At 50.4% G+C, this 24,295-nt stretch carries 21 protein-coding genes and 1 pseudogene; 13 read left to right on the top strand and 9 right to left on the bottom strand.

From position 1 onward, the window contains the following. Window positions 1-56: 56 nt before the first annotated feature. From mazG to eno, 3 genes are all read left to right on the top strand, one after another. Entirely contained in the window at window positions 57-848 is a 792-nt protein-coding gene (gene mazG, locus D9734_RS12020) for a nucleoside triphosphate pyrophosphohydrolase (protein ID WP_112912024.1), read from the top strand. A 227-nt stretch (window positions 849-1,075) separates the two neighbouring features. Continuing rightward, window positions 1,076-2,713: a CTP synthase (glutamine hydrolyzing) gene (pyrG, locus tag D9734_RS12015; RefSeq protein ID WP_130207680.1), complete on the top strand. Its 1,638-nt coding sequence runs from the start codon at window positions 1,076-1,078 to the stop codon at window positions 2,711-2,713. Between the two features lie 87 nt (window positions 2,714-2,800). Further along, window positions 2,801-4,099, top strand: a complete 1,299-nt coding sequence (eno, locus tag D9734_RS12010) for a phosphopyruvate hydratase (RefSeq protein WP_064528183.1) — start codon at window positions 2,801-2,803, stop codon at window positions 4,097-4,099. Between the two features lie 59 nt (window positions 4,100-4,158). Here the strand turns inward: eno and D9734_RS12005 are convergent, their stop codons facing one another. The 3 genes and pseudogenes from D9734_RS12005 to D9734_RS11995 all read right to left on the bottom strand — a co-directional run bounded on the left by D9734_RS12005 (window position 4,159) and on the right by D9734_RS11995 (window position 6,600). Then, window positions 4,159-5,079 (bottom strand): YgcG family protein, encoded by a 921-nt coding sequence (locus D9734_RS12005; protein WP_130207679.1) that lies wholly within the window; start codon window positions 5,077-5,079, stop codon window positions 4,159-4,161. A 233-nt stretch (window positions 5,080-5,312) separates the two neighbouring features. Beyond that, window positions 5,313-5,984 (bottom strand): annotated as a pseudogene (locus D9734_RS12000) (YgcG family protein); the annotation flags it as partial. A gap of 13 nt (window positions 5,985-5,997) precedes the next feature. Next, the gene (locus tag D9734_RS11995) at window positions 5,998-6,600 is read right to left on the bottom strand and encodes a LemA family protein (RefSeq protein ID WP_130207677.1); all 603 of its coding nucleotides are present in this window, start codon (window positions 6,598-6,600) and stop codon (window positions 5,998-6,000) included. A gap of 172 nt (window positions 6,601-6,772) precedes the next feature. Here D9734_RS11995 and queE point away from each other — a divergent pair, with 172 nt between their 5' ends. Then, a complete protein-coding gene (queE, locus tag D9734_RS11990; protein WP_130207676.1) occupies window positions 6,773-7,444 on the top strand; it encodes a 7-carboxy-7-deazaguanine synthase QueE in 672 nt (223 codons plus the stop codon). Window positions 7,445-7,918: 474 nt separating this feature from the next. Here the strand turns inward: queE and D9734_RS11985 are convergent, their stop codons facing one another. Together D9734_RS11985 and D9734_RS11980 are read right to left on the bottom strand one after the other, a co-directional pair. Further along, the gene (locus tag D9734_RS11985) at window positions 7,919-9,397 is read right to left on the bottom strand and encodes an FGGY-family carbohydrate kinase (RefSeq protein ID WP_130207675.1); all 1,479 of its coding nucleotides are present in this window, start codon (window positions 9,395-9,397) and stop codon (window positions 7,919-7,921) included. Window positions 9,398-9,423: 26 nt separating this feature from the next. After that, complete coding sequence (locus D9734_RS11980; RefSeq protein WP_130207674.1) at window positions 9,424-10,701, bottom strand: MFS transporter; 1,278 nt, start codon at window positions 10,699-10,701, stop codon at window positions 9,424-9,426. Between the two features lie 317 nt (window positions 10,702-11,018). Between D9734_RS11980 and D9734_RS11975 the strand changes: the two genes are divergently transcribed. The 5 genes from D9734_RS11975 (at window position 11,019) to D9734_RS11955 (ending at window position 16,373) form a co-directional block, all read left to right on the top strand. Further along, window positions 11,019-11,804, top strand: coding sequence for an SDR family oxidoreductase (locus D9734_RS11975; protein ID WP_000021321.1), 786 nt, complete (start codon window positions 11,019-11,021; stop codon window positions 11,802-11,804). A gap of 69 nt (window positions 11,805-11,873) precedes the next feature. Continuing rightward, window positions 11,874-13,328 (top strand): FAD-binding oxidoreductase, encoded by a 1,455-nt coding sequence (locus tag D9734_RS11970; protein WP_130207673.1) that lies wholly within the window; start codon window positions 11,874-11,876, stop codon window positions 13,326-13,328. Between the two features lie 21 nt (window positions 13,329-13,349). Next, a complete protein-coding gene (locus D9734_RS11965; RefSeq protein WP_165383282.1) occupies window positions 13,350-14,729 on the top strand; it encodes an MFS transporter in 1,380 nt (459 codons plus the stop codon). A gap of 7 nt (window positions 14,730-14,736) precedes the next feature. Then, window positions 14,737-15,516, top strand: a complete 780-nt coding sequence (locus D9734_RS11960; RefSeq protein ID WP_130207671.1) for an electron transfer flavoprotein subunit beta/FixA family protein — start codon at window positions 14,737-14,739, stop codon at window positions 15,514-15,516. Continuing rightward, window positions 15,513-16,373, top strand: a complete 861-nt coding sequence (locus D9734_RS11955; protein WP_130207670.1) for an electron transfer flavoprotein subunit alpha/FixB family protein — start codon at window positions 15,513-15,515, stop codon at window positions 16,371-16,373. Before D9734_RS11960 ends, D9734_RS11955 begins: the two co-directional genes overlap by 4 nt. A 146-nt stretch (window positions 16,374-16,519) precedes the next feature. On the opposite strand, the gene D9734_RS11950 is transcribed toward D9734_RS11955, so the two are convergent. The 4 genes from D9734_RS11950 to queD all read right to left on the bottom strand — a co-directional run bounded on the left by D9734_RS11950 (window position 16,520) and on the right by queD (window position 19,077). Continuing rightward, window positions 16,520-17,095 (bottom strand): glycerol-3-phosphate responsive antiterminator, encoded by a 576-nt coding sequence (locus D9734_RS11950; RefSeq protein ID WP_130207669.1) that lies wholly within the window; start codon window positions 17,093-17,095, stop codon window positions 16,520-16,522. 16 nt (window positions 17,096-17,111) lie between these two features. Then, a complete protein-coding gene (locus D9734_RS11945) occupies window positions 17,112-17,372 on the bottom strand; it encodes a ferredoxin family protein (RefSeq protein WP_130207668.1) in 261 nt (86 codons plus the stop codon). Beyond that, on the bottom strand, window positions 17,363-18,634 hold the full coding sequence (locus tag D9734_RS11940; protein WP_130207667.1) for an FAD-dependent oxidoreductase: 1,272 nt from the start codon (window positions 18,632-18,634) through the stop codon (window positions 17,363-17,365). The genes D9734_RS11945 and D9734_RS11940 overlap by 10 nt, the downstream gene beginning before the upstream one ends. Before the next feature lie 77 nt (window positions 18,635-18,711). Further along, a complete protein-coding gene (gene queD, locus D9734_RS11935) occupies window positions 18,712-19,077 on the bottom strand; it encodes a 6-carboxytetrahydropterin synthase QueD (RefSeq protein ID WP_016159619.1) in 366 nt (121 codons plus the stop codon). A 315-nt stretch (window positions 19,078-19,392) separates the two neighbouring features. Between queD and cysJ the strand changes: the two genes are divergently transcribed. The 4 genes from cysJ (at window position 19,393) to D9734_RS11910 (ending at window position 24,129) form a co-directional block, all read left to right on the top strand. Beyond that, complete coding sequence (gene cysJ, locus D9734_RS11930) at window positions 19,393-21,192, top strand: NADPH-dependent assimilatory sulfite reductase flavoprotein subunit (RefSeq protein ID WP_130207666.1); 1,800 nt, start codon at window positions 19,393-19,395, stop codon at window positions 21,190-21,192. Then, window positions 21,192-22,904, top strand: coding sequence for an assimilatory sulfite reductase (NADPH) hemoprotein subunit (gene cysI, locus D9734_RS11925; protein WP_130207665.1), 1,713 nt, complete (start codon window positions 21,192-21,194; stop codon window positions 22,902-22,904). The genes cysJ and cysI overlap by 1 nt, the downstream gene beginning before the upstream one ends. 73 nt (window positions 22,905-22,977) lie before the next feature. Next, a complete protein-coding gene (cysH, locus tag D9734_RS11920) occupies window positions 22,978-23,712 on the top strand; it encodes a phosphoadenosine phosphosulfate reductase (protein WP_000039859.1) in 735 nt (244 codons plus the stop codon). 264 nt (window positions 23,713-23,976) lie between these two features. After that, window positions 23,977-24,129, top strand: coding sequence for a Hok/Gef family protein (locus D9734_RS11910; protein ID WP_000956458.1), 153 nt, complete (start codon window positions 23,977-23,979; stop codon window positions 24,127-24,129). Window positions 24,130-24,295 lie beyond the last annotated feature (166 nt).

Raw genomic sequence — 24,295 nt, 5'->3', positions numbered from 1 at the left:
TTCTATTCTGGTCACAGGCTTCCACCTGACAGACCCGCAATTTTCAGGACATTCCAATGAATCAAATCGACCGTTTACTCACTATCATGCAGCGCCTGCGCGATCCGGAAAACGGCTGCCCGTGGGATAAGGAGCAGACATTTGCGTCTATTGCGCCTTATACCCTTGAAGAAACCTACGAAGTGCTGGACGCCATTGCCCGCGAAGACTTTGACGATCTGCGCGGTGAACTGGGCGATCTGTTGTTCCAGGTGGTGTTTTACGCGCAAATGGCCCAGGAAGAAGGGCGCTTTGACTTTAATGATATTTGTGCTGCGATCAGCGATAAATTAGAGCGTCGCCATCCGCATGTTTTTGCTGATAGTTCTGCCGAAAACAGCAGTGAAGTTCTCGCCCGTTGGGAGCAGATCAAAACCGAAGAACGCGCGCAGAAAGCACAGCATTCGGCGCTGGACGATATTCCTCGCAGTTTGCCGGCTTTAATGCGCGCACAAAAAATCCAGAAACGTTGTGCCAACGTTGGCTTCGACTGGACGACGCTTGGCCCGGTGGTTGATAAAGTCTACGAAGAGATCGACGAGGTGATGTACGAGGCGCGGCAGGCTGTTGTCGACCAGGCTAAACTGGAGGAGGAAATGGGCGACCTGCTGTTTGCCACGGTTAATCTGGCTCGCCATTTAGGGACGAAAGCAGAAATCGCATTGCAAAAAGCGAACGAAAAATTCGAGCGTCGTTTTCGCGAAGTGGAGCGTATTGTTGCCGCGCGTGGACTGGAAATGACAGGTGTTGACCTCGAAACAATGGAAGAAGTCTGGCAACAGGTAAAACGGCAGGAAATTGATCTCTAAGGGAATTACGCGGTCAAGCGCCATTTGTGTCATTTTTTAAATGACAAGCGCTTGATTTGCGTCAAAAACATTTACCCCAAAGGGGCTATTTTCTCACTCCTGATTTCAATGGTGCGCTGGCGAAGAGGAGGGATAATGAAAGTTTGTGGCACAGGTCATGTTCGGGTATACTGCTTTCCCGTCCTGGTTATTCCATCGTCTTTTCAACCTAACTTCTCAGGTTCAGCATGACAACGAACTATATTTTTGTGACCGGCGGGGTCGTATCCTCTCTGGGTAAAGGCATTGCCGCAGCCTCCCTCGCAGCCATTCTTGAAGCCCGTGGCCTCAATGTGACTATCATGAAACTGGATCCGTACATCAACGTCGATCCAGGTACTATGAGCCCAATCCAACACGGGGAAGTGTTCGTTACTGAAGACGGCGCTGAAACCGACCTGGACCTGGGTCACTACGAGCGTTTCATTCGTACCAAAATGAGCCGCCGCAACAACTTCACCACGGGTCGTATCTACTCAGACGTTCTGCGTAAAGAACGCCGCGGTGACTACCTCGGCGCAACCGTACAGGTTATTCCACACATCACTAACGCTATCAAAGAACGCGTTCTTGCAGGTGGCGAAGGCCACGACGTGGTTCTGGTCGAAATCGGCGGTACCGTAGGTGACATCGAATCCCTGCCGTTCCTCGAAGCGATTCGCCAGTTGGCTGTTGAAATTGGCCGTGAGCACACTCTGTTTATGCACCTGACGCTGGTGCCGTACATGGCAGCGTCTGGTGAAGTCAAAACCAAACCGACCCAGCACTCTGTAAAAGAGCTGCTCTCCATCGGTATCCAGCCTGACATCCTGATTTGTCGTTCAGATCGCGCTGTACCGGCGAACGAACGTGCGAAGATTGCATTGTTCTGTAATGTTCCGGAAAAAGCGGTTATTTCTCTGAAAGACGTCGATTCCATCTATAAAATTCCGGGCCTGTTGAAATCTCAGGGGCTGGACGATTATATTTGTAAACGATTCAGCTTAAACTGCCCGGAAGCGAATCTGTCCGAATGGGAACAGGTTATCTTCGAAGAAGCGAATCCGGTGAGTGAAGTCACCATCGGTATGGTCGGTAAGTACATTGAACTGCCGGACGCTTACAAATCAGTGATTGAAGCACTGAAACACGGCGGGCTGAAAAATCGTGTCAGCGTCAACATCAAACTGATCGATTCACAAGATGTTGAAACGCGCGGTGTTGAAATCCTTAAAGGTCTGGACGCGATCCTCGTACCTGGCGGTTTCGGCTATCGTGGCGTAGAAGGCATGATTACTACCGCGCGCTTTGCGCGTGAGAACAATATTCCTTATCTGGGCATTTGCCTGGGTATGCAGGTGGCGTTAATTGATTACGCTCGCCATGTTGCCAACATGGAGAACGCCAACTCTACGGAATTTGTGCCAGACTGTAAGTACCCGGTTGTGGCGCTGATTACCGAGTGGCGCGATGAAAACGGCAACGTTGAAGTTCGTAGCGAGAAGAGCGATCTCGGTGGCACCATGCGTCTTGGCGCACAGCAGTGCCAGCTGGTTGACAATAGCCTGGTTCGCCAGCTGTACAATGCGCCGACAATTGTTGAGCGTCATCGTCACCGCTACGAAGTCAACAACATGCTGCTGAAACAGATTGAAGATGCAGGTCTGCGCGTTGCGGGCCGTTCCGGGGATGATCAGTTGGTCGAGATCATCGAAGTTCCGAATCACCCGTGGTTCGTGGCTTGTCAGTTCCATCCGGAGTTTACTTCTACTCCACGTGATGGCCACCCGCTGTTTGCTGGCTTTGTAAAAGCCGCCAGCGAGTTCCAGAAACGTCAGGCGAAGTAAGTAAAAAAGTTAGAACGGCAACGCGTACCCTGGGTACGCGTTGTTTGTCTGGAGTTTCAGTTTAACTAGTGACTTGAGGAAAACCTAATGTCCAAAATCGTAAAAATCATCGGTCGTGAAATCATCGACTCCCGTGGTAACCCGACTGTTGAAGCCGAAGTACATCTGGAGGGTGGTTTCGTCGGTATGGCAGCTGCTCCATCAGGTGCTTCTACTGGTTCCCGTGAAGCTCTGGAACTGCGCGATGGCGACAAATCCCGTTTCCTGGGCAAAGGCGTAACCAAAGCTGTTGCTGCGGTTAACGGCCCGATCGCTCAGGCGCTGATTGGCAAAGATGCCAAAGATCAGGCTGGCATTGACAAGATCATGATCGACCTGGACGGCACCGAAAACAAATCTAACTTCGGCGCAAACGCAATCCTGGCTGTATCTCTGGCTAACGCCAAAGCTGCTGCAGCTGCTAAAGGTATGCCGCTGTACGAGCATATCGCTGAACTGAACGGTACTCCGGGCAAATACTCCATGCCGGTTCCGATGATGAACATCATCAACGGTGGTGAGCACGCTGACAACAACGTTGATATCCAGGAATTCATGATTCAGCCGGTTGGCGCGAAAACTGTGAAAGAAGCCATCCGCATGGGTTCTGAAGTTTTCCATCACCTGGCAAAAGTTCTGAAAGCGAAAGGCATGAACACTGCAGTTGGTGACGAAGGTGGCTATGCGCCGAACCTGGGTTCCAACGCTGAAGCTCTGGCTGTTATCGCTGAAGCTGTTAAAGCTGCTGGCTATGAACTGGGCAAAGACATCACTCTGGCGATGGACTGCGCAGCTTCTGAATTCTACAAAGACGGTAAATACGTTCTGGCTGGCGAAGGTAACAAAGCTTTCACCTCTGAAGAATTCACTCACTTCCTGGAAGAACTGACCAAACAGTACCCGATCGTTTCTATCGAAGACGGTCTGGACGAATCTGACTGGGACGGTTTCGCATACCAGACCAAAGTTCTGGGCGACAAAATCCAGCTGGTTGGTGACGACCTGTTCGTAACCAACACCAAGATCCTGAAAGAAGGTATCGAAAAAGGCATCGCTAACTCCATCCTGATCAAATTCAACCAGATCGGTTCTCTGACCGAAACTCTGGCTGCAATCAAGATGGCGAAAGACGCTGGCTACACTGCAGTTATCTCTCACCGTTCTGGCGAAACTGAAGACGCTACCATCGCTGACCTGGCTGTTGGTACTGCTGCAGGCCAGATCAAAACTGGTTCTATGAGCCGTTCTGACCGTGTTGCTAAATACAACCAGCTGATTCGTATCGAAGAAGCTCTGGGCGAAAAAGCACCGTACAACGGTCGTAAAGAGATCAAAGGCCAGGCATAAGTCTGACTTTATCTGATTTAAAAATGCCAGCCTTCGGGCTGGCATTTTTTATGGTCGAGTTACCAGCGGCCTGAGGAACCACCGCCTCCAGATGAACCACCACCTCCGCTAAATCCGCCGCCGCCGCTAAACCCGCCACCACTTGAGCCTCCACCGGAAGAGGATGAAGAAGAACCTTTTCTTGAAGCTCTTTCTTTACCGAGTTTCTTATATTTGGCGCGTAGTTTTTTACTAACGATAAGCCAAAAGATAAGCAGCACTACGATCGCAAAAGGCGTTAACATACCGCAGGCAACGATTAAATTCGTCCATGGTCCTGGCTCTGCAACATAGAGGAATACCATCCCGTAAATGGCGCCAGTGAGTGCTATCCAGGGGAGATTTGACGGATCGGTAAAAACAATAAAATATGAAAGCACCGCCAGTAATATAATTACAGCAAGCGATAATGGAATAGGGGGATTGATACTGTAGTAATTCCCCCTGTTTTCCGGTAATTCACCATTCAGCAGAAGTGCGCCAATATTTTCGCTTGCCAGTGTTAACCCACCCATAAGGTCATCACTTTTGAAAGCAGGGATTAATATATCACGGATAATCTTCGCCGCTTGCAGGTCGGTAACCACCCCTTCCAGCCCGTAGCCCACTTCAATGCGAACTTTACGATCTTCCCAGACGACCAGGATCAGAATACCATCGTCACGCCGCTCATCCCCCAGTTTCCAGCTATCAAAAACGCGAGTTGCATATTGTTCAATGGTATCGTCCCCGGTGGATGGCACAATTAATACGGCGACCTGGGCTCGTGTTTTTTGTGTAATATCCTGCAGCTGCTGTGTCAGTGATTGTTGTTCAGACGAGCTTAACGTACCAGTAATATCGGTCACCTGGTGGCGCAACTCCGGCACAGCAATTTGCTGGGCAAGCACCGGAAGGCACCACAAAGCGAGTAAAATAAAGATTAAGCGCATTACGATCACCAGCGCCCGGAAGCGCCACCGCCACCAGACGAACCGCCACCACCGCTGAAATTGTCATTGTCGAAAGAGGATGAAGAGGAAGATGACGACGATGATGAAGAATGCCAGGAGGCCGAGTTGCTTCTTTCGTAACGTGACGGTCGGTTGGCACTACGCATTGAATCACGCACCTTTCTGCCGAAAGGTGTGAAAGCGATAGCTACGGCCAGGAACGGTGTGGCGAAACATAATAATGTGGCAGGAACTCCCCTGCTCCCGCTATATCCAGCGATGGGAAGTACAAAAGCCAGTACTATGGCAGCAAAGCAAATCACTCCCAGCGTTTTGACATATCCTCTGGCAGAAATAAACGTCAGTGCTATCGCCCAGACTAACAAAGCCCACCAACCGCTAAAGGGTAAAGGGTGATCGGGCGATGTGTTATAGACTAAATCATTTCCTGATAGTCGGGTTTCAATATCACTGATACCCTGTTGCAAGCCGCCAGTAAGGTCGCCTTTTTTAAACGCTGGAATAATACTGTTGCGAATAATTTGCCCGGACTGTGCATCCGTAAGAATACCCTCAAGCCCGTAACCGATTTCAATATGAACTGTATGATCTTGCCAGGCAACTACCAGTAAAATACCGTCATCACGACCTTTATGGCCGGGCTGCCAACTCTCGAACACACGTGTTGCATATTGCTCGATGGTTTCTTCGCCTGTGGTTTCAACCACCAATACCACAAGCTGCGTCTGTTCTTTTTGCGTCAGGGCTTTAATCTGGCTGGTCAGCGTACTTACTTCCCCTCTGGTTAATGTCCCTGTTAAATCATTCATATATTTAGGTAATTCAGGTACTGGAACTTGCACTGCAAACGCAGATGAACAGACCAGAACAAGAAGTAAGATAAAATTTTTCATATAATTAACTCACCTAATGAGCATTAGCATTCTGGCTAAAATCTATTGTTGGGGCTTTGCTTACTGCGGCGACATCATCCGGCAAATAATTTTTCTTTGGTGTGTAATCCATGACCTTTGCGGTTAACACTGCGGGAAATTTGCGGATAGTGACATTATATTGTTCAATGGCTTTAATATATCTTCCTCGCGCGACAGCAATTCGATTTTCGCTTCCTTCGAGTTGTACCATTAAATTTTGATAGAGTTCCTGAGCCTTTAATTCTGGATAACGTTCACTAATAATCGTTAACTGCCCGAGAGTGCGAGTTACCTGCGCCTGAGCTTGTTGCCAGGCTTGTAATTTTTGCTCATCTCCCGGAGCTTGCTGAAGATCGCTGCTGGCACGATTAGCTTGACTACGAGCTAACGTAACGGCCTCCAGTACCTCTTTTTCATGGCTGGAATAACCTTTAATGCTGGCGACAAGATTAGGAATAAGATCTGCACGGCGTTGATACTGATTCAATACTTCTGACCAGGAGGCATTGACCTGTTCATCATAGGTTTGAATATCGTTATAACCGCAACCTGATAAATTGAAAATAAATATAAATACGATGAATATTCTAAACATGTTTAAATCCCTTTTATTTAATTCCTTAAAACATAATACGCCGCTTCATTTTATTCTTAATGATCTGATTCACTTTTTACCTTAAACCCGCCTGTAACAGAATGTTAATAAAGCATGAATATTGCGGCAGGATCTGCAATAATTAACAATTATCCACTTCTCAGAGAATGCTATGCAGTACCCGATTAACGAGATGTTCCAGACCCTGCAAGGTGAGGGTTACTTTACCGGCGTCCCCGCCATTTTTATTCGTTTACAGGGATGCCCGGTCGGCTGTGCCTGGTGCGACACCAAACACACATGGGAAAAGCTTGAGGATCGGGAAGTTTCCCTTTTCAGCATTCTGGGGAAAACGAAAGAGAGTGATAAGTGGGGAGCAGCAAGCAGTGAAGACTTGCTCGCAGTCATCGGTCGTCAGGGATACACCGCGCGTCACGTGGTGATTACGGGTGGTGAACCTTGTATTCATGACTTGATGCCACTAACTGACCTGCTCGAAAAGAACGGTTTCAGTTGCCAGATAGAAACCAGCGGTACTCATGAAGTGCGTTGTACGCCGAATACCTGGGTCACCGTGTCGCCAAAACTGAATATGCGTGGCGGTTATGAAGTATTGTCGCAAGCCCTGGAGCGAGCTAACGAAATCAAACACCCAGTTGGACGCGTACGGGATATCGAAGCACTGGATGAATTGCTGGCGACGCTGACCGATGATAAACCGCGAATCATTGCACTTCAGCCAATTAGCCAGAAGGAAGATGCTACGCGTTTGTGCATTGAAACTTGCATTGCGCGTAACTGGCGTTTGTCGATGCAAACACATAAATATTTAAATATTGCCTGATTAAACATTTATAAGCGTTGTAAATGGGTGGGGTTTGTAAAGACTCCCACTCATTTATATTTTTTGTCGCCTCTGAACACTCATCCATTTTGCCCATTCCGGGCTAATCATTGTCATTCTCTACAAATTCTGTGGCGTTAATTTTTCACTGGAGTGAAAATTATTACGTCGGAGTTTGGTAGATTTTAGTTTGTATAGAGTTATTTTATATATTTATCTTTTCAATCAATGGATTAAGTGCTCTTTAACATAATGGATATGTTGTTTGTGTGATTCTGTAAAGTTGGTAGATTGTGACTGGCTTAAAAATCATTAATTAATAATAGGTTATGTTTAGAGAGTTCCCCGCGCCAGCGGGGATAAACCGAATATCAAGGAAGTCATGAAGACTTCGACTATGAGCTCCCCGCGTCAGCCGGGGATAACCATTCAGGTATGTTCTGGCCGGGCAGTTTCCCGCCCGGTCTTCCTCATTTACGCATTCGACCAGCTCTGGATTGAATCCGCATTCCCCAGCTCACCATGCATCACTTCATACGATTTTTTCAGGATCACATCAGTATGTTTGGTTAAATCTTTGAAAATACCTTTATTCATCGCATCGTAGCGTTTGGCATTGCTCTCAATCGGCATAAAGACATCTTTCACGCGAACCATTTTGTCGACAGCCGTTGCGTAATCTGGATACAGACCAAGCCCTACAGCCGTGTTGATCGCCGCCCCCAGGCTTGCACAACCGTTAATGGCATTACGGCGCGCCGGAAGATTGAATACATCGGCAAAAATCTGCATAAACAGATCGCTGTTCGAACCACCGCCAGTAATGATCACATGCTTCGCAAAGTGATTCATTTCATTACACATATTGTCGTAATTGTTCTTCAGCGTTAGCGCCACGCTTTCCAGTATCGAGCGATATATCCATGCGTAATCCATGCTGGAATCAAAGCCGATCATAATCCCACGCTTGTAGGGTTCCCACGGATTGGTCAGCCAGTCCAGCACTGTCATCAGACCATTACAGCCAGGTGGCACACAAGAAGCTTTTTTGTTGAGCAAATCTTCCGGTGAAAGATCTTGTGCTTTGGCATCCTGAATTAACGACTCGCCTAACATGTCGCGCAGCCAGCTCACCGTCCACATGCCTTTTCGGATACCGTAACCTTCATAAAGCAACGTTTGCGGAATAGAAGACATAATCGGCCAGTACGCCAGCGGATCTTTCGGCAGTGCTTTACCGTTCATCATCAATGCGATGTAAGTGCCAAGAGAAATTACTGCCGTTTCATCATCCAGTAACCCGGCTCCCAGAGCTTCTACCGGTTTATCGCTGGTGGTACAAACTACGGGCAGCCCAGCCGGGAAATGCGTTGCCAGCGCGGCTTGAGGTGTGATATGCCCAAGAACAGTGCCTGGCATTTGCACATCAAAAAGCATCTGGCGGGGGATATTAAACTTCTCCATTACCGCAGCATCTTCACTCCATGCCCAGCTCTTATAATCCACCGGCCACTGACCAAAATAGTTGGCGATATTATCTTTTAATTCCCCCGTTAAACGGTGCGTCAGATAACCCGAAAAAGAGGTGACATACGCCACGTCAGGATTCGTATGTTCGTAAGGGCGTGTAACGCGTGCATCCTGCCAGCTAATCAACGGAGCAGCAGGCGTGCCATCGGCTTTTAGTAACGCACGGCAGCAACGGATTGATCCCAGGCCGATGCCAACAATATCTTCTTTATTCCCGGCAAACTGGCTCATTAAATCGTGACCGGCAAAACATAATGATGCCCATAAATCGTCGTCAGGATGTTCTGCGGTATCGGCATCCGGCGTGTGCATCGGCTGTAATAAGCCTTTACCTTCGCAAACTACATTACCTTCCAGATCGTACATCACTACTTTTGTGCTCTGACTTCCGCCATCAATCCCTATGATGTATTTCTTCGACATGATTTTTCTCCTGTAATTTTTCTGGCTTACTTGCTGTTAGCCGTTGCGGGGGCGATATCAGCAGTACGAATTTTTTGGAACAGCAAAAAGGTAAAGACGATCACCATGCCGAGGGCCGCCATGCCCATCAGCCACATGTTGCGGTAGGCTTCTGCAGCGGGCAGGGTGTCCTGCCAGTGACCGATAATCGGGTAAACGAAGACATCCGGCAGGAATCCAATCACCGAACAAATACCTACCGTGGTACCCATAATGTAAGACGGTGTTCTCGCTTCGCCGGGGCAGGCCCAGTACAGCCCGCGTGAGGCGTAACAGGTGAATCCCAGTAGTAAAATCAGGCCAATCCCCATCGCGACCGATTGCGGGTTAGAGTTGGTAACGAGTAGGGCAGTCAGTGCCAGCAGGCCGATGATGGAAAGGATTTGGATCACGCGGGTAGGGGATTTCACTTTGCTGTAGGTGGTGATGATGCCGCCAAGTGGACCGCACAGTGCGCGGAAGATTTTGTTGATCACAATCCCCATGTAGCTCGCCGCCACCAGCGACATGCCGTACATCTCGGTCAGATAGTTGGTGGAGTAACTCAGAATGGCGTAGATGGTGAAGACGCCAAAAATCACCATGCTGCAATACCAGGTGGTGCTGATGCGCAAAACGGCCAGGATGTCGCTAAGCTGGAATGACTGTTTTTCTTCGTTATTGGCACTGCGCAGGTTGTTGTTATCGCTAACAAAAAACCAGCACAGAATCCCCAATAAGATGTAAACCACACTGTAGATAATAATGACCGTTTTCAGGCTGGCGCTGTCATCCGGTGCAAAGCGAGAAAAGACCCACATGGTAAACACCGCCAGCGACATTACACCGACGCCGCGCAGCCCTTCCATCCAGCCCATGATCTTCCCTTGCTCGCTATGATCGCCAAGTAATGAGGCGGCTTTAATCGACACTGACCACAGCATTAAAATAGTGGTTATCGCAAAGGCGACCTGAATACAGAGCATTACCCAGAGTGGTGGATAGGTTGCCATTATCAGGCCCAGCAACCCGGTAATGATCATCGCGGAAGTAATCATTTTGCGGTGTGAAAATTTATCGGCAATAACGCCGCTGGGGGCATAAAGAATAATGGCCGCAATACCAAATGTACTCATTATTAAACCTATCTCGGTATTGCTGAATCCCATAAATTTCGCCATGGGAATTTGATAAATATAACGTAAATAAGCCAGATCAAAACTTACGCCGCCGCTAAAACTAATTATCGCGAGGGTTATCCAACGGCGATATGAGTTGTGTTGCATATCGTATTCCCATTTGTAATAGACAAAAAAAGAGAAAAGTAAGCCGCCCTTTCAGGTGGATTACTTTTCTCAGGTCTCTAGTAATTGCGATAAGAAATAACATGGAAAGCAGAGGTGTTGTGTGAGAGTAATCACGCTTCTGCTTTTTAAAACTATTTTATAATACGAACAGCACACTGTGATTACGATCACATTAGCAGTTATGCCCTTATGCTAAAAATTATCTCCAGTTACCAGAGATAATGAGAAAGGTAACTTCCCTCTCGCGGGGGAAGTTACCTTTCTTTTTTTTTGCCTTACGGAAATTGGAGCTAACTATGTCAATCGAATCTCTCAATGCGTTCTCAATGGATTTTTTCTCCCTGAAAGGTAAAACAGCAATTGTTACCGGCGGGAATAGCGGTTTAGGTCAGGCATTTGCAATGGCGTTGGCCAAAGCTGGCGCAAATATTTTTATTCCAAGTTTTGTCAAAGATAACGGCGAAACAAAGGAAATGATTGAAAAACAGGGTGTTGAAGTGGACTTTATGCAGGTGGATATCACCGCAGAAGGCGCACCGCAGAAGATTATCGCTGCCTGCTGTGAGCGCTTCGGTACCGTTGATATTCTGGTTAACAATGCCGGTATTTGTAAGCTGAATAAAGTGCTGGACTTCGGTCGTGCCGACTGGGATCCAATGATTGATGTGAACCTGACCGCCGCATTCGAGTTAAGCTATGAAGCGGCAAAAATTATGATCCCGCAGAAAAGCGGTAAAATCATTAATATCTGTTCATTGTTCTCTTACTTAGGTGGACAATGGTCACCTGCATATTCTGCCACTAAACATGCTCTTGCCGGATTCACCAAAGCCTATTGCGATGAATTAGGTCAATATAATATTCAGGTGAATGGTATTGCTCCGGGATATTACGCTACCGATATCACTCTGGCGACCCGTAGTAATCCAGAAACTAACCAGCGCGTTCTTGATCATATTCCGGCAAACCGTTGGGGCGACACTCAGGATTTAATGGGCGCAGCCGTATTCCTCGCAAGTCCGGCTTCAAATTATGTCAACGGACATTTATTAGTGGTTGATGGCGGTTATTTAGTGCGCTAATCCATAACGGTGGTTTCTGTTTTCTCTTATTAATGATTATTCCATTTTTATTACCAGGAAGGAATTACTATGTCTTTATCTCGCGCAGCGATTGTCGACCAGCTAAAGGAAATTGTTGGTGCAGATCGCGTAATTACCGATGAAACAGTATTAAAGAAGAACAGTATTGACCGTTTTCGTAAATTTCCGGATATTCATGGCATTTATACTTTGCCGATTCCGGCAGCGGTCGTAAAACTCGGTTCCACAGAACAAGTCTCCCGTGTGCTGAATTTTATGAATGCGCACAAAATTAATGGTGTGCCGCGTACCGGCGCTTCCGCCACCGAGGGGGGACTGGAAACCGTTGTGGAAAACTCGGTGGTGCTCGACGGCTCCGCCATGAATCAAATCATTAATATTGATATTGAGAATATGCAGGCCACGGCGCAATGTGGCGTTCCGCTGGAGGTGCTGGAAAACGCGTTGCGTGAAAAAGGTTACACCACAGGGCATTCTCCGCAATCAAAACCGCTGGCGCAGATGGGCGGCCTGGTAGCAACCCGCAGTATCGGGCAGTTCTCCACACTCTACGGCGCAATCGAAGATATGGTCGTTGGTCTGGAAGCAGTATTGGCTGATGGCACCGTGACACGCATTAAAAACGTGCCACGCCGCGCGGCTGGCCCGGACATTCGTCACATCATCATCGGCAACGAAGGTGCATTGTGCTATATCACTGAAGTAACAGTGAAAATCTTTAAATTCACCCCAGAAAACAACCTCTTCTACGGCTATATCCTGGAAGACATGAAAACCGGCTTCAACATCCTGCGTGAAATCATGGTGGAAGGGTATCGTCCGTCGATCGCTCGTTTGTATGACGCTGAAGATGGCACCCAACACTTCACCCATTTTGCCGACGGTAAATGCGTGCTGATCTTTATGGCTGAAGGTAACCCTCGCATTGCGAAGGCGACGGGCGAAGGGATTGCGGAAATCGTTGCCCGCTACCCGCAATGCCAGCGTGTAGACAGCAAACTGATTGAAACCTGGTTTAACAATCTGAACTGGGGACTAGATAAAGTTGCCGCCGAACGTGTGCAGATCCTCAAAACCGGCAACATGGGCTTTACCACCGAAGTCTCCGGCTGCTGGAGCTGCATCCACGAAATCTACGAAAGCGTTATTAACCGTATTCGTACCGAGTTCCCGCACGCCGACGACATCACCATGCTGGGCGGTCACTCCTCTCATAGCTACCAGAACGGCACCAACATGTACTTCGTCTACGACTACAACGTCGTTGACTGTAAGCCGGAAGAGGAAATCGACAAGTACCACAATCCGCTCAACAAAATCATCTGCGAAGAAACTATTCGCCTCGGTGGTTCGATGGTGCACCACCACGGCATTGGTAAACATCGCGTTCACTGGAGCAAGCTGGAACACGGCAGCGCGTGGGCGTTGCTGGAAGGGCTGAAAAAGCAGTTCGATCCTAACGGCATTATGAATACGGGTACTATCTATCCGATTGAAAAATAATGTGTCAGGCAGCGTCCCGTGATGTCGGGGCGTTGCCTTTTCGGCTTCTCAACCGGGAAGCCGTTCTTATTACCGGACAATGAAGGGGTAAAGATGAACACTTCACCGGTGCGAATGGATGATTTACCACTTAACCGTTTTCACTGCCGCATTGCTGCGCTCACTTTCGGTGCGCACCTGACCGACGGTTATGTCCTCGGCGTCATTGATTACGCCATTATTCAGCTTACTCCAGCCATGCAACTGACGCCGTTTATGGCGGGTATGATTGGCGGCTCGGCGTTACTTGGCCTGTTTATCGGCAGCCTGGTTTTGGGGTGGATCTCCGACCATATTGGGCGACAAAAAATCTTCACCTTCAGTTTTTTGCTGATTACGCTTGCTTCGTTTTTACAATTTTTTGCCACCACGCCAGAGCATCTTATTGGACTGCGCATTTTGATTGGCATTGGTCTGGGAGGCGATTACTCAGTAGGTCATACCTTGCTGGCTGAATTTTCCCCGCGCCGCCATCGCGGTATTTTGCTGGGCGCGTTCAGCGTGGTGTGGACCGTAGGCTATGTGTTGGCAAGTATTGCCGGACATCACTTTATTTCCGAAAACCCGGAAGCCTGGCGCTGGCTGCTGGCATCGGCAGCTCTGCCCGCGTTGTTGATTACGTTATTACGCTGGGGAACGCCAGAATCGCCACGCTGGCTACTTCGCCAGGGACGTTTTGCAGAAGCTCACGCTATCGTACATCGCTATTTTGGTCCCCATGTTTTATTGGGCGATGAAGTGGCAGCGGCGACCCATAAACACATCAAAACCTTGTTCTCTTCGCGCTACTGGCGGCGCACGGCGTTTAACAGCGTCTTCTTTGTCTGCCTCGTAATCCCATGGTTTGTGATTTATACCTGGCTGCCGACCATTGCCCAAACTATTGGTCTGGAAGATGCGCTGACTGCCAGCCTGATGCTTAATGCGTTGTTAATTGTGGGCGCGCTGCTGGGATTAGTTCTGACGCACTTGCTGGCACATCGCAAATTTTTGCTGGGAAGTTTTTTGCTGCTGGCGGCAACGCTGGTAGTGATGGCCTGTTTGCCTTCCGGCAGTTCATTAACGCTGCTGCTTTTTGTTCTCTTCAGTACCACCATTTCGGCGGTCAGTAATCTGGTGGGCATTTTGCCTGCGGAAAGTTTTCCTACTGACATTCGCTCGCTGGGCGTCGGTTTTGCCACTGCCATGAGTCGACTTGGCGCGGCGGTAAGTACGGGTCTGCTGCCGTGGATTCTGGCGCAGTGGGGGATGCAAGTTACCTTATTGATCCTGGCGGCAGTGTTGTTAGTTGGTTTTGTCGTGACCTGGCTATGGGCACCAGAAACTAAAGCCCTCCCGCTGGTGGCGGCGGGAAATGTATGAGGTGCGAATGAACATACTGTTAGCGTTTAAAGCCGAACCGGATGCCGGGATGCTGGCGGAAAAAGAGTGGCTGGCGGCGGCTCAGGGTAATAGCGGACCGGATGTTTCGCTACTGCGAAGTTTACTCGGTGCTGATGAACAGGCCGCAGCCGCGCTGTTGTTGGCGCAGAGAAAAAATGGCACGCCGATGACTTTAACCGCGTTGAGCATAGGCGATGAACGGGTGTTGCACTGGCTGCGCTATCTCATGGCTCTTGGGTTTGAGGAAGCTGTATTGCTGGAGACGGCGGCAGATCTGCGCTTTGCGCCGGAATTTGTCGCCTGGCATATTGCCGAATGGCAGCGCCAGAATCCGCTGGATCTGCTAATTACCGGCTGCCAAAGCAGCGAAGGACAGAATGGGCAAACGCCATTTTTGCTGGCGGAAATGCTGGGCTGGCCCTGTTTCACCCAGGTGGAGCGTTTCACTCTCGACGCGCCGTTTATCACCCTCGAACAGCGTACTGAAAATGGGCTGCGCTGTTGTCGTGTCCGCTTGCCCGCGGTGATTGCTGTGCGCCAGTGTGGCGAAGTGGCCTTGCCAGTACCGGGAATGCGCCAGCGTATGACGGCGGGGAAAGCGGAAATTATCCGCAAAACTGTTGCTGCTGAATCGCCAGCGATGCAGTGCCTGCAACTGGCAAGGCCAGAGCAACGACGCAGAGCGACGCTGATTGATGGGCAAACGGTAGCAGAAAAAGCGCAAAAGCTATGGCAGGACTATTTACGCCAAAGGATGCAGCCATGAATATCGCAATTGTGACAATAAATCAGGAACATGCCGCAATAGCGGGCTGGCTGGCGGAGCAGGATTTCAGCGGCAGCACACTAACGCACTGGCAAATCGAGCCGCAGCCGATGGTCGCGGAACAGGTGCTGGATGCGCTGGTAGAACAGTGGCAGCGAACGCCTGTGGACGTTGTTCTCTTTCCGCCGGGAACGTTTGGTGATGAACTGTCGACCCGGCTGGCCTGGCGTTTACATGGTGCAAGCATCTGCCAGGTGACTTCGTTAGATATTCCAACCGTAAGCGTGCGCAAATCCCACTGGGGAAATGCGCTAACGGCGACGTTGCAAACAGAAAAACGCCCGCTATGCCTTTCGCTGGCTCGTCAGGTGGGAGCAGCGAAAAACGCCACGTTGCCCTCTGGTATGCAGCAACTGAACATTGTTCCCGGGGCGCTTCCCGACTGGCTGGTTAGCACAGAGGATCTTAAAAATGTTACCCGCGATCCATTAGCTGAGGCCAGACGAGTACTGGTAGTGGGGCAGGGCGGCGAGGCAGATAGCCATGACATCGCTACACTGGCTGAAAAGCTGGGGGCAGAAGTGGGCTACAGTCGGGCGCGAGTGATGAACGGTGGCTTTGAAGCCGAAAAGGTCATTGGCATTTCCGGGCATTTGTTGGCGCCAGATGTTTGCATTGTGGCGGGCGCATCCGGTGCGGCAGCGTTAATGGCGGGCGTACGTAATAGTAAGTTTGTGGTGGCGATTAATCATGACGCCAGCGCGGCGGTATTTTCGCAGGCAGATGTTGGTGTGGTAGATGACTGGAAAGCCGTGCTGGAGGCACTGGTGACAAACATTCACGCAGATTGCCAATAACGTACAGCCGGATGCGGCGTGGACGGGGGCCAGGCTCGGGACTTGTTGGCCTGATAAGACGCGTCAAGCGTCGCATCAGGCGCTGAATGCCGGATTTGGCGTGCAGCCTACAAATCACACAAATTCAATTCGTTACGATTATCCCGTCAAAGCAATTTTTTCGCTAACGTCCAGACCCCGGTATTCGTGGTGGAAAGCGCCACGACACCCGCGTTAATCGCATTACGCGCATCTTCTTCATCGCACACCAACCCACCAGCAATCAGCGGTTGGCGGATTTTCTCCGTCACCCAGCCCAGCACTTTGGGCATGCAGCCTGGGAGGATCTCAATACAATCTGGGTTCGATTGCGCAACCTGCTTATCAATGTTGTGAAACGAAATCGAATCGACAATAAACAGGCGATGAATACAGAAAAAACCTTCCGCTCTTGCCGCTTTCAGCATCGATGCTTTCGTGCTGATAATGCCGTCCGCTTCGGTCACCAGTTTCAGAAACTGAATCACCACTTCTTTGTTCGATGCACCTTCCAGCAAATCGACATGAATAAAGGCATATTTCCCGGCGTTCTTAATTTTTTTAACGATATGGCTGATGGTGCAGATATTGCCGTACAACACGGAAATAAACTGGCATTCAGAATCGATTGCCAGTTGCAGGCTGGCATTATCTTTAACGGCAGCAATCACCGGATTCTGGCGGAGCAGGTGTAGGAGGGACATAAATTATCCTTATTATTTATCCAAAGCGGTAGGTGATGCCGAATCCGGAAGGCGGATAGCGCCACTGTTGTAGTGTTTTTTCGTCGCACAGCAAACGGCAGGTTCCGCACTCAAGGCAACCGCGATAATCAACACGCAAGTCCCCTTCCGGCGTGAGCGAAAAAAGACCTGCCGGACAGGCGTTAATCAATCGTTCTGCCGTCTGACGCTCAACGGAGTCAGCCGGAACAATGTGCGGCGCATCAGCAACGCGCCAGAGATTACGGGCTACAGACATCGCAGACTCCTGATAACATCGCCCGCCAGATGCCACAGGCCATGACGACGTATATGACGCCAGAGTAACTGGCGCAGCGGCGGAACAGGTTTATCCCCCTGATTCCATAAATCACGGGAAATATCCTGCATTAACGCAGGCCACGCACGGTACCATCCCGGGCGTTGCAAAAGCGCCGGAACATGCTGATAACGTTGTAGAACATCCCACAGCTGACTGCGTTCTATGTTTTGATGATAAAGCGGAAACAGATTTTGCGGCTCGCGGTGCTGGCAGGCGCTTATCAGCGTTTGTGCCGCCGCCTGTGCGCCAGTCAGCGCCATATCCATGCCGCGTACGGAAATTCCGGTATTGACGCAACTGCGTAACGCATCGCCCACCAGTAGCCAGCCGTTACCGGCGTATTGCACCGGCATACTGTGCAGGCCACCTTCTGGCACCAGATGCGCGCCATACTCCAGCGATTCCGTGTTTTTGATAAGCGGGCGCACTGCTGGATGCGTTTTAAAGCGGGCCAGCAGCTCGCTTGCCGGAACACGACTTTGCGTAAGGGAAGAGAGCGGGCAAACAATCCCTAACGAGAGCGTTTGTTGATTAGTATAAAGAAATGCGCCGCCGGGCAAGTCATCACAGATTTCGCCGCTGAACAGCAACGCTGCGCCTTCGTTATTCTCCAGATGAAAACGTTCTTCAATAGCGGATGGTTCCAGCGCCAGCACTTCTTTGATTCCTAACGCCATTGATTCGCCAGCAGGGCGGGTAACTAATCCGTGGCGTTCCGCCAGGAGGCTATTGGCACCTTCTGCCAGGACGACATAACGGGTGCGGAGAATATCGTCACCACAGATAACGCCACACACTCTGCCGTTTTCTTCATACAGCGCATCTACCGTCGCACCAGGGATACACTCGACACCTTCTTTTTCGGCTTCGGCAACCAGCCACGGATCGAATCGCGGGCGTAACACGCTCCATGACTCGCCGTTGGGCAGTAAGCTGGAAAATGTCGTGGCACCATCTGGTGTTAATAAAGAAAGGCTTTCGTGGGTGATGCGACGCTCAAGGGGCGCGGTCAGATGAAATTGCGGGAGGAGTTCAGCGAGCGCATGGGTATATAAACGCCCGCCGGAAAGGTTTTTACTGCCGGGAATTTCAGCGCGTTCCAGTAACAGAACGGACAAACCTGCCCGCGCGCAACGTAAAGCACAAGCGGTGCCTGCTATACCCGCACCGATGATAATAATGTCGCAGTCATCTTCCATGGTGTGCTCCAGATATCCTGAGCGCAACACCCTAACATAGCGTTACTTAAGGGAAATTGACCGCCGACACACTCTTATCATTCGCCGCGATAGATACAGCCTGCAGTGCAGGTTTCTTTCACCATCACCGCACTTAATAGCGGCACAACGGGTTTAACTTGATCCCAAATCCATTTTGCTAAAACTTCGCTAGTTGGGTTTTCCAGACCGGGTATATCATTGAGGTAATAGTGGTCGAGGCGATCGTAGGTTGGTTTAAACGCCGCTTTCAGTTCAGCGAAATCGATAATCCAGCCCGTATGTGGATCGACTTCCCCTGTGATTTCCAGTCGCACCATAAAAGAATGCCCGTGTAAGCGCCCGCACTTATGTCCCTGTGGGACGTGCGGCAGACGGTGAGCGGCTTCGAAGGTGAAATCTTTAAATAACGTGGTGGACATCATAATTTCTCTACAGGACGATAAAACCGCCGTAGAGTACCGGAAAGCCTGTTTTTTCGCATTACTAAAAACGGGTTTGTTGCGCAAAATGACCGATTTAACTTAATTGCGGTCGATATTTATTTATTTTTCATTGAGTTAATAAATCTATTTTGTTGTTAAAGACTATTGCTAAAACAGGTTAGTCGATTTGGTTATTAGTTATCGCTATCCCGTCTTTAATCCACCCCCTTCGCGCCGTTAACCTTACCTTCTCTTCTGTTTTATGGGCGCTGACAGGGCCGATAAACAGCTTTGCTTACTGGAACATAACGACGCATGACGACACAGGTCCCACCTTCCGCTTTGCTTCCGCTGAACCCGGAGCAACTGGCACGCCTCCAGGCGGCCACGACCGATTTAACGCCCACCCAGCTTGCCTGGGTTTCTGGCTATTTCTGGGGCGTGCTCAATCAGCAGCCTGCTACGCTTGCAGCGACGCCAGCGCCCGCCGCAGAAATGCCGGGTATTACTATTATCTCCGCTTCGCAAACCGGCAATGCGCGTCGGGTCGCCGAAGCGTTACGCGATGACTTATTAGCGGTAAAACTGAACGTTAAGCTGGTGAACGCGGGCGACTATAAATTCAAACAAATCGCCAGCGAAAAACTGCTTATCGTGGTGACGTCAACACAAGGGGAAGGGGAACCGCCGGAAGAAGCCGTCGCGCTGCATAAGTTTCTGTTCTCCAAAAAAGCGCCGAAGCTGGAAAACACCGCGTTTGCCGTGTTTAGCCTTGGCGATAGCTCTTATGAATTTTTCTGCCAGTCCGGGAAAGATTTCGACAGCAAGCTGGCGGAACTGGGCGGTGAACGCCTGCTCGATCGCGTTGATGCGGATGTGGAATACCAGGCCGCTGCCAGCGAGTGGCGCGCCCGCGTGGTTGATGCGCTTAAATCGCGCGCGCCTGTCGCAGCACCTTCACATTCCGTCGCTACTGGCGCACTAAATGAAATCCACACCAGCCCGTACAGCAAAGACGCGCCGCTGGTGGCTAGCCTTTCGGTTAACCAGAAAATTACCGGGCGTAACTCTGAAAAAGACGTTCGTCATATCGAAATTGACTTAGGCGACTCTGGCCTGCGTTATCAGCCGGGTGACGCGCTGGGTGTCTGGTATCAGAACGATCCGGCACTGGTGAAAGAACTTGTCGAACTGCTGTGGCTGAAAGGCGATGAACCTGTCACCGTTGAGGGCAAAACCCTGCCGTTGAATGAGGCGCTACAGTGGCACTTCGAACTGACCGTCAACACCGCCAATATCGTTGAGAACTACGCTACCTTAACGCGCAGCGAAACGCTGCTGCCGCTGGTGGGCGATAAAGCGAAGTTGCAGCATTACGCCGCGACCACGCCGATTGTCGACATGGTGCGTTTCTCTCCGGCACAACTGGATGCCGAAGCGCTGATTAATCTGCTGCGCCCGCTGACCCCGCGCCTCTATTCCATCGCCTCCTCGCAGGCGGAAGTCGAGAACGAAGTACACGTCACCGTTGGCGTGGTGCGTTACGACGTGGAAGGCCGCGCCCGTGCCGGTGGTGCCTCCAGCTTCCTCGCGGACCGCGTGGAAGAAGAGGGCGAAGTCCGCGTCTTTATCGAACATAACGACAACTTCCGCCTGCCTGCTAACCCGGAAACCCCGGTGATTATGATTGGCCCAGGTACTGGTATTGCGCCGTTCCGCGCCTTTATGCAGCAACGTGCCGCCGACGAAGCGCCGGGCAAAAACTGGCTTTTCTTCGGCAACCCACACTTTACGGAAGATTTCCTCTACCAGGTGGAATGGCAGCGTTACGTGAAAGAAGGCGTGCTGACGCGCATCGATCTCGCCTGGTCGCGCGATCAAAAAGAAAAAGTTTACGTACAAGACAAACTGCGCGAACAGGGCGCGGAGCTGTGGCGCTGGATCAATGACGGTGCCCACATTTATGTCTGCGGCGACGCTAATCGCATGGCGAAAGACGTTGAACAGGCACTTCTGGAAGTGATTGCCGAATTTGGTGGCATGGACACCGAAGCGGCGGATGAATTTTTAAGTGAGCTGCGCGTAGAGCGCCGTTATCAGCGAGATGTCTACTAATGAGCGAAAAACATCCAGGGCCTTTAGTGGTCGAAGGTAAACTGGCAGACGCCGAGCGCATGAAGCTTGAAAGCAACTATCTGCGCGGCACGATTGCTGAAGATTTAAATGACGGCCTGACCGGTGGGTTTAAGGGCGATAACTTCCTGCTGATCCGTTTCCACGGTATGTATCAGCAGGATGACCGTGACATCCGCGCTGAACGTGCTGAGCAGAAGCTGGAACCGCGCCACGCCATGATGCTGCGCTGCCGTTTGCCTGGCGGTGTTATCACCACCAAACAGTGGCAGGCGATCGATAAATTTGCGGTGGAAAACACCATTTACGGTAGCATCCGCCTGACCAACCGTCAGACGTTTCAGTTCCACGGTATTCTGAAAAAGAACGTCAAACCTGCGCACCAGATGCTGCACTCGGTCGGTCTGGATGCGTTAGCCACCGCCAACGACATGAACCGTAACGTGCTGTGCACCTCGAACCCGTTCGAGTCGCAGCTGCATGCGGAAGCCTATGAATGGGCGAAGAAAATCTCTGAACATCTGCTGCCGCGTACTCGCGCTTACGCGGAGATCTGGCTCGATCAGGAAAAAGTCGCCACTACTGATGAAGAGCCGATCCTTGGTCAGACCTACCTGCCGCGTAAGTTTAAAACCACGGTAGTGATCCCGCCGCAGAACGATATCGATCTGCATGCCAACGACATGAACTTCGTGGCGATCGCTGAAAACGGCAAGTTGGTGGGCTTTAACCTGTTGGTGGGCGGTGGGCTTTCCATGGAGCACGGTAACAAGAAAACCTACGCCCGCACGGCGAGCGAGTTTGGCTATCTGCCGCTGGAGCATACGCTGGCGGTGGCGGAAGCCGTCGTGACAACTCAGCGTGACTGGGGTAACCGAACCGATCGTAAAAATGCCAAAACCAAATACACGCTGGAGCGCGTGGGTGTTGAGACGTTTAAAGCGGAAGTGGAACGTCGCGCGGGGATCAAATTTGAACCGATCCGTCCGTATGAGTTTACCGGACGCGGTGATCGTATTGGCTGGGTTAAGGGCATTGATGATAACTGGCATCTGACGCTGTTTATCGAAAATGGTCGCATCCTTGATTATCCTGGGCGTCCGCTGAAAACCGGCTTGCTGGAGATCGCGAAGATCCACAAAGGCGATTTCCGCATTACGGCGAACCAGAATCTGATCATCGCCGGTGTACCGGAAAGTGAGAAAGCGAAGATCGAGAAGATCGCCAAAGAGAGCGGGTTGATGAATGCCGTCACGCCGCAGCGTGAAAACTCAATGGCTTGCGTGTCATTCCCGACTTGCCCGCTGGCGATGGCGGAAGCGGAGCGTTTCCTGCCGTCGTTTATCGATAACATCGATAATTTAATGGCGAAACATGGCATTAGCGATGAGCATATCGTGATGCGTGTAACAGGCTGCCCGAATGGTTGTGGTCGCGCGATGCTGGCGGAAGTGGGTCTGGTGGGTAAAGCGCCGGGTCGCTACAACCTGCATCTTGGCGGCAACCGCATGGGGACACGTATCCCACGAATGTATAAAGAAAACATCACCGAGCCGAAAATCCTGGCGTCGCTTGATGAACTGATAGGGCGCTGGGCGAAAGAGCGTGAAGCGGGTGAAGGCTTCGGCGACTTTACGGTGCGTGCGGGCATCATTCGCCCGGTGCTCGACCCGGCGCGCGATTTGTGGGATTAACCATCAGCCCGGTCTTGTAGGCCTGATAAGACGCGTGAGCGTCGCATCAGGCAAGGCAAACAGTGAGGAATCTATGTCCAAACTCGATCTAAACGCCCTGAACGAACTGCCGAAGGTAGATCGCATTCTGGCACTGGCGGAAACTAACGCCCAACTGGAAAAACTGGACGCTGAAGGCCGCGTTGCCTGGGCACTGGATAATCTGCCCGGTGAATATGTGCTTTCTTCCAGCTTCGGCATTCAGGCGGCGGTGAGCCTGCATCTGGTGAATCAGATTCACCCGGACATTCCGGTGATCCTCACCGATACCGGTTATCTGTTCCCGGAAACTTACCGCTTTATTGACGAGTTAACGGACAAACTCAAGCTCAACCTGAAAGTGTACCGTGCTACCGAAAGCGCCGCCTGGCAGGAAGCGCGCTACGGTAAACTGTGGGAGCAGGGCGTTGAAGGCATTGAAAAATACAATGACATCAACAAAGTTGAACCGATGAACCGGGCGCTGAAAGAACTGAATGCGCAAACCTGGTTTGCTGGCCTGCGCCGCGAGCAATCCGGAAGCCGCGCCAATTTACCGGTACTGGCAATTCAGCGTGGCGTATTTAAAGTGCTGCCGATTATCGACTGGGATAACCGAACTATTTATCAGTACCTGCAAAAACATGGCCTGAAATATCACCCATTATGGGATGAAGGATATTTATCTGTAGGAGATACCCATACAACCCGTAAATGGGAACCTGGCATGGCGGAAGAAGAAACGCGTTTCTTTGGCTTAAAAAGGGAATGTGGATTACACGAAGGGTAAATATTTCCGGATAAAATAAACGCCTCTGTTAGAAATGATGGGGGCGTTTTTATTTTGCGAGCAACATTCCGGCATTTAAACGTGAGCGTCGCAGGGAGAATTAACAGGTATAGAATGGCATTGGGTGCTTGAGGCTGTCTGGCGTTAAGCATTCGCGAGGTTCCAGATGGACAAAAGCCCCAGGCGATATTTCTATCAACCTGAGGCTTACGTTCGAACCCAAACAATTCGAATGTTAGTCTCTTCTTTGCAGGGAGGCAAGACATGCTGACAAAATATGCCCTTGTGGCAATCATCGTACTGTGCTGTACAGTACTGGGATTCACGCTGATGGTAGGCGACTCGTTGTGTGAGTTGAGTATCAGAGAACGTGGTATGGAGTTTAAGGCAGTTCTCGCTTACGAATCGAAGAAGTAGCCACCACGCGGGGGTAAAACCCCGCGTACTGAATTGTGATGGTTTGGTCTCCTGCACCCTTTTTTAATTTATATTTTTCATGTGAATATTATGCCTGTGTCTATTATTCATATATAGTACAGATGAAAATCATTGAGTTATTCATAATGCAAATATTTTATTGAAC

Source organism: Escherichia sp. E14S1, from assembly GCF_004211995.1.
Classification (GTDB): domain Bacteria; phylum Pseudomonadota; class Gammaproteobacteria; order Enterobacterales; family Enterobacteriaceae; genus Escherichia.
Note: the sequence above shows the minus strand (reverse complement) of the source record. Positions and strands in the feature narration are given on the sequence as shown.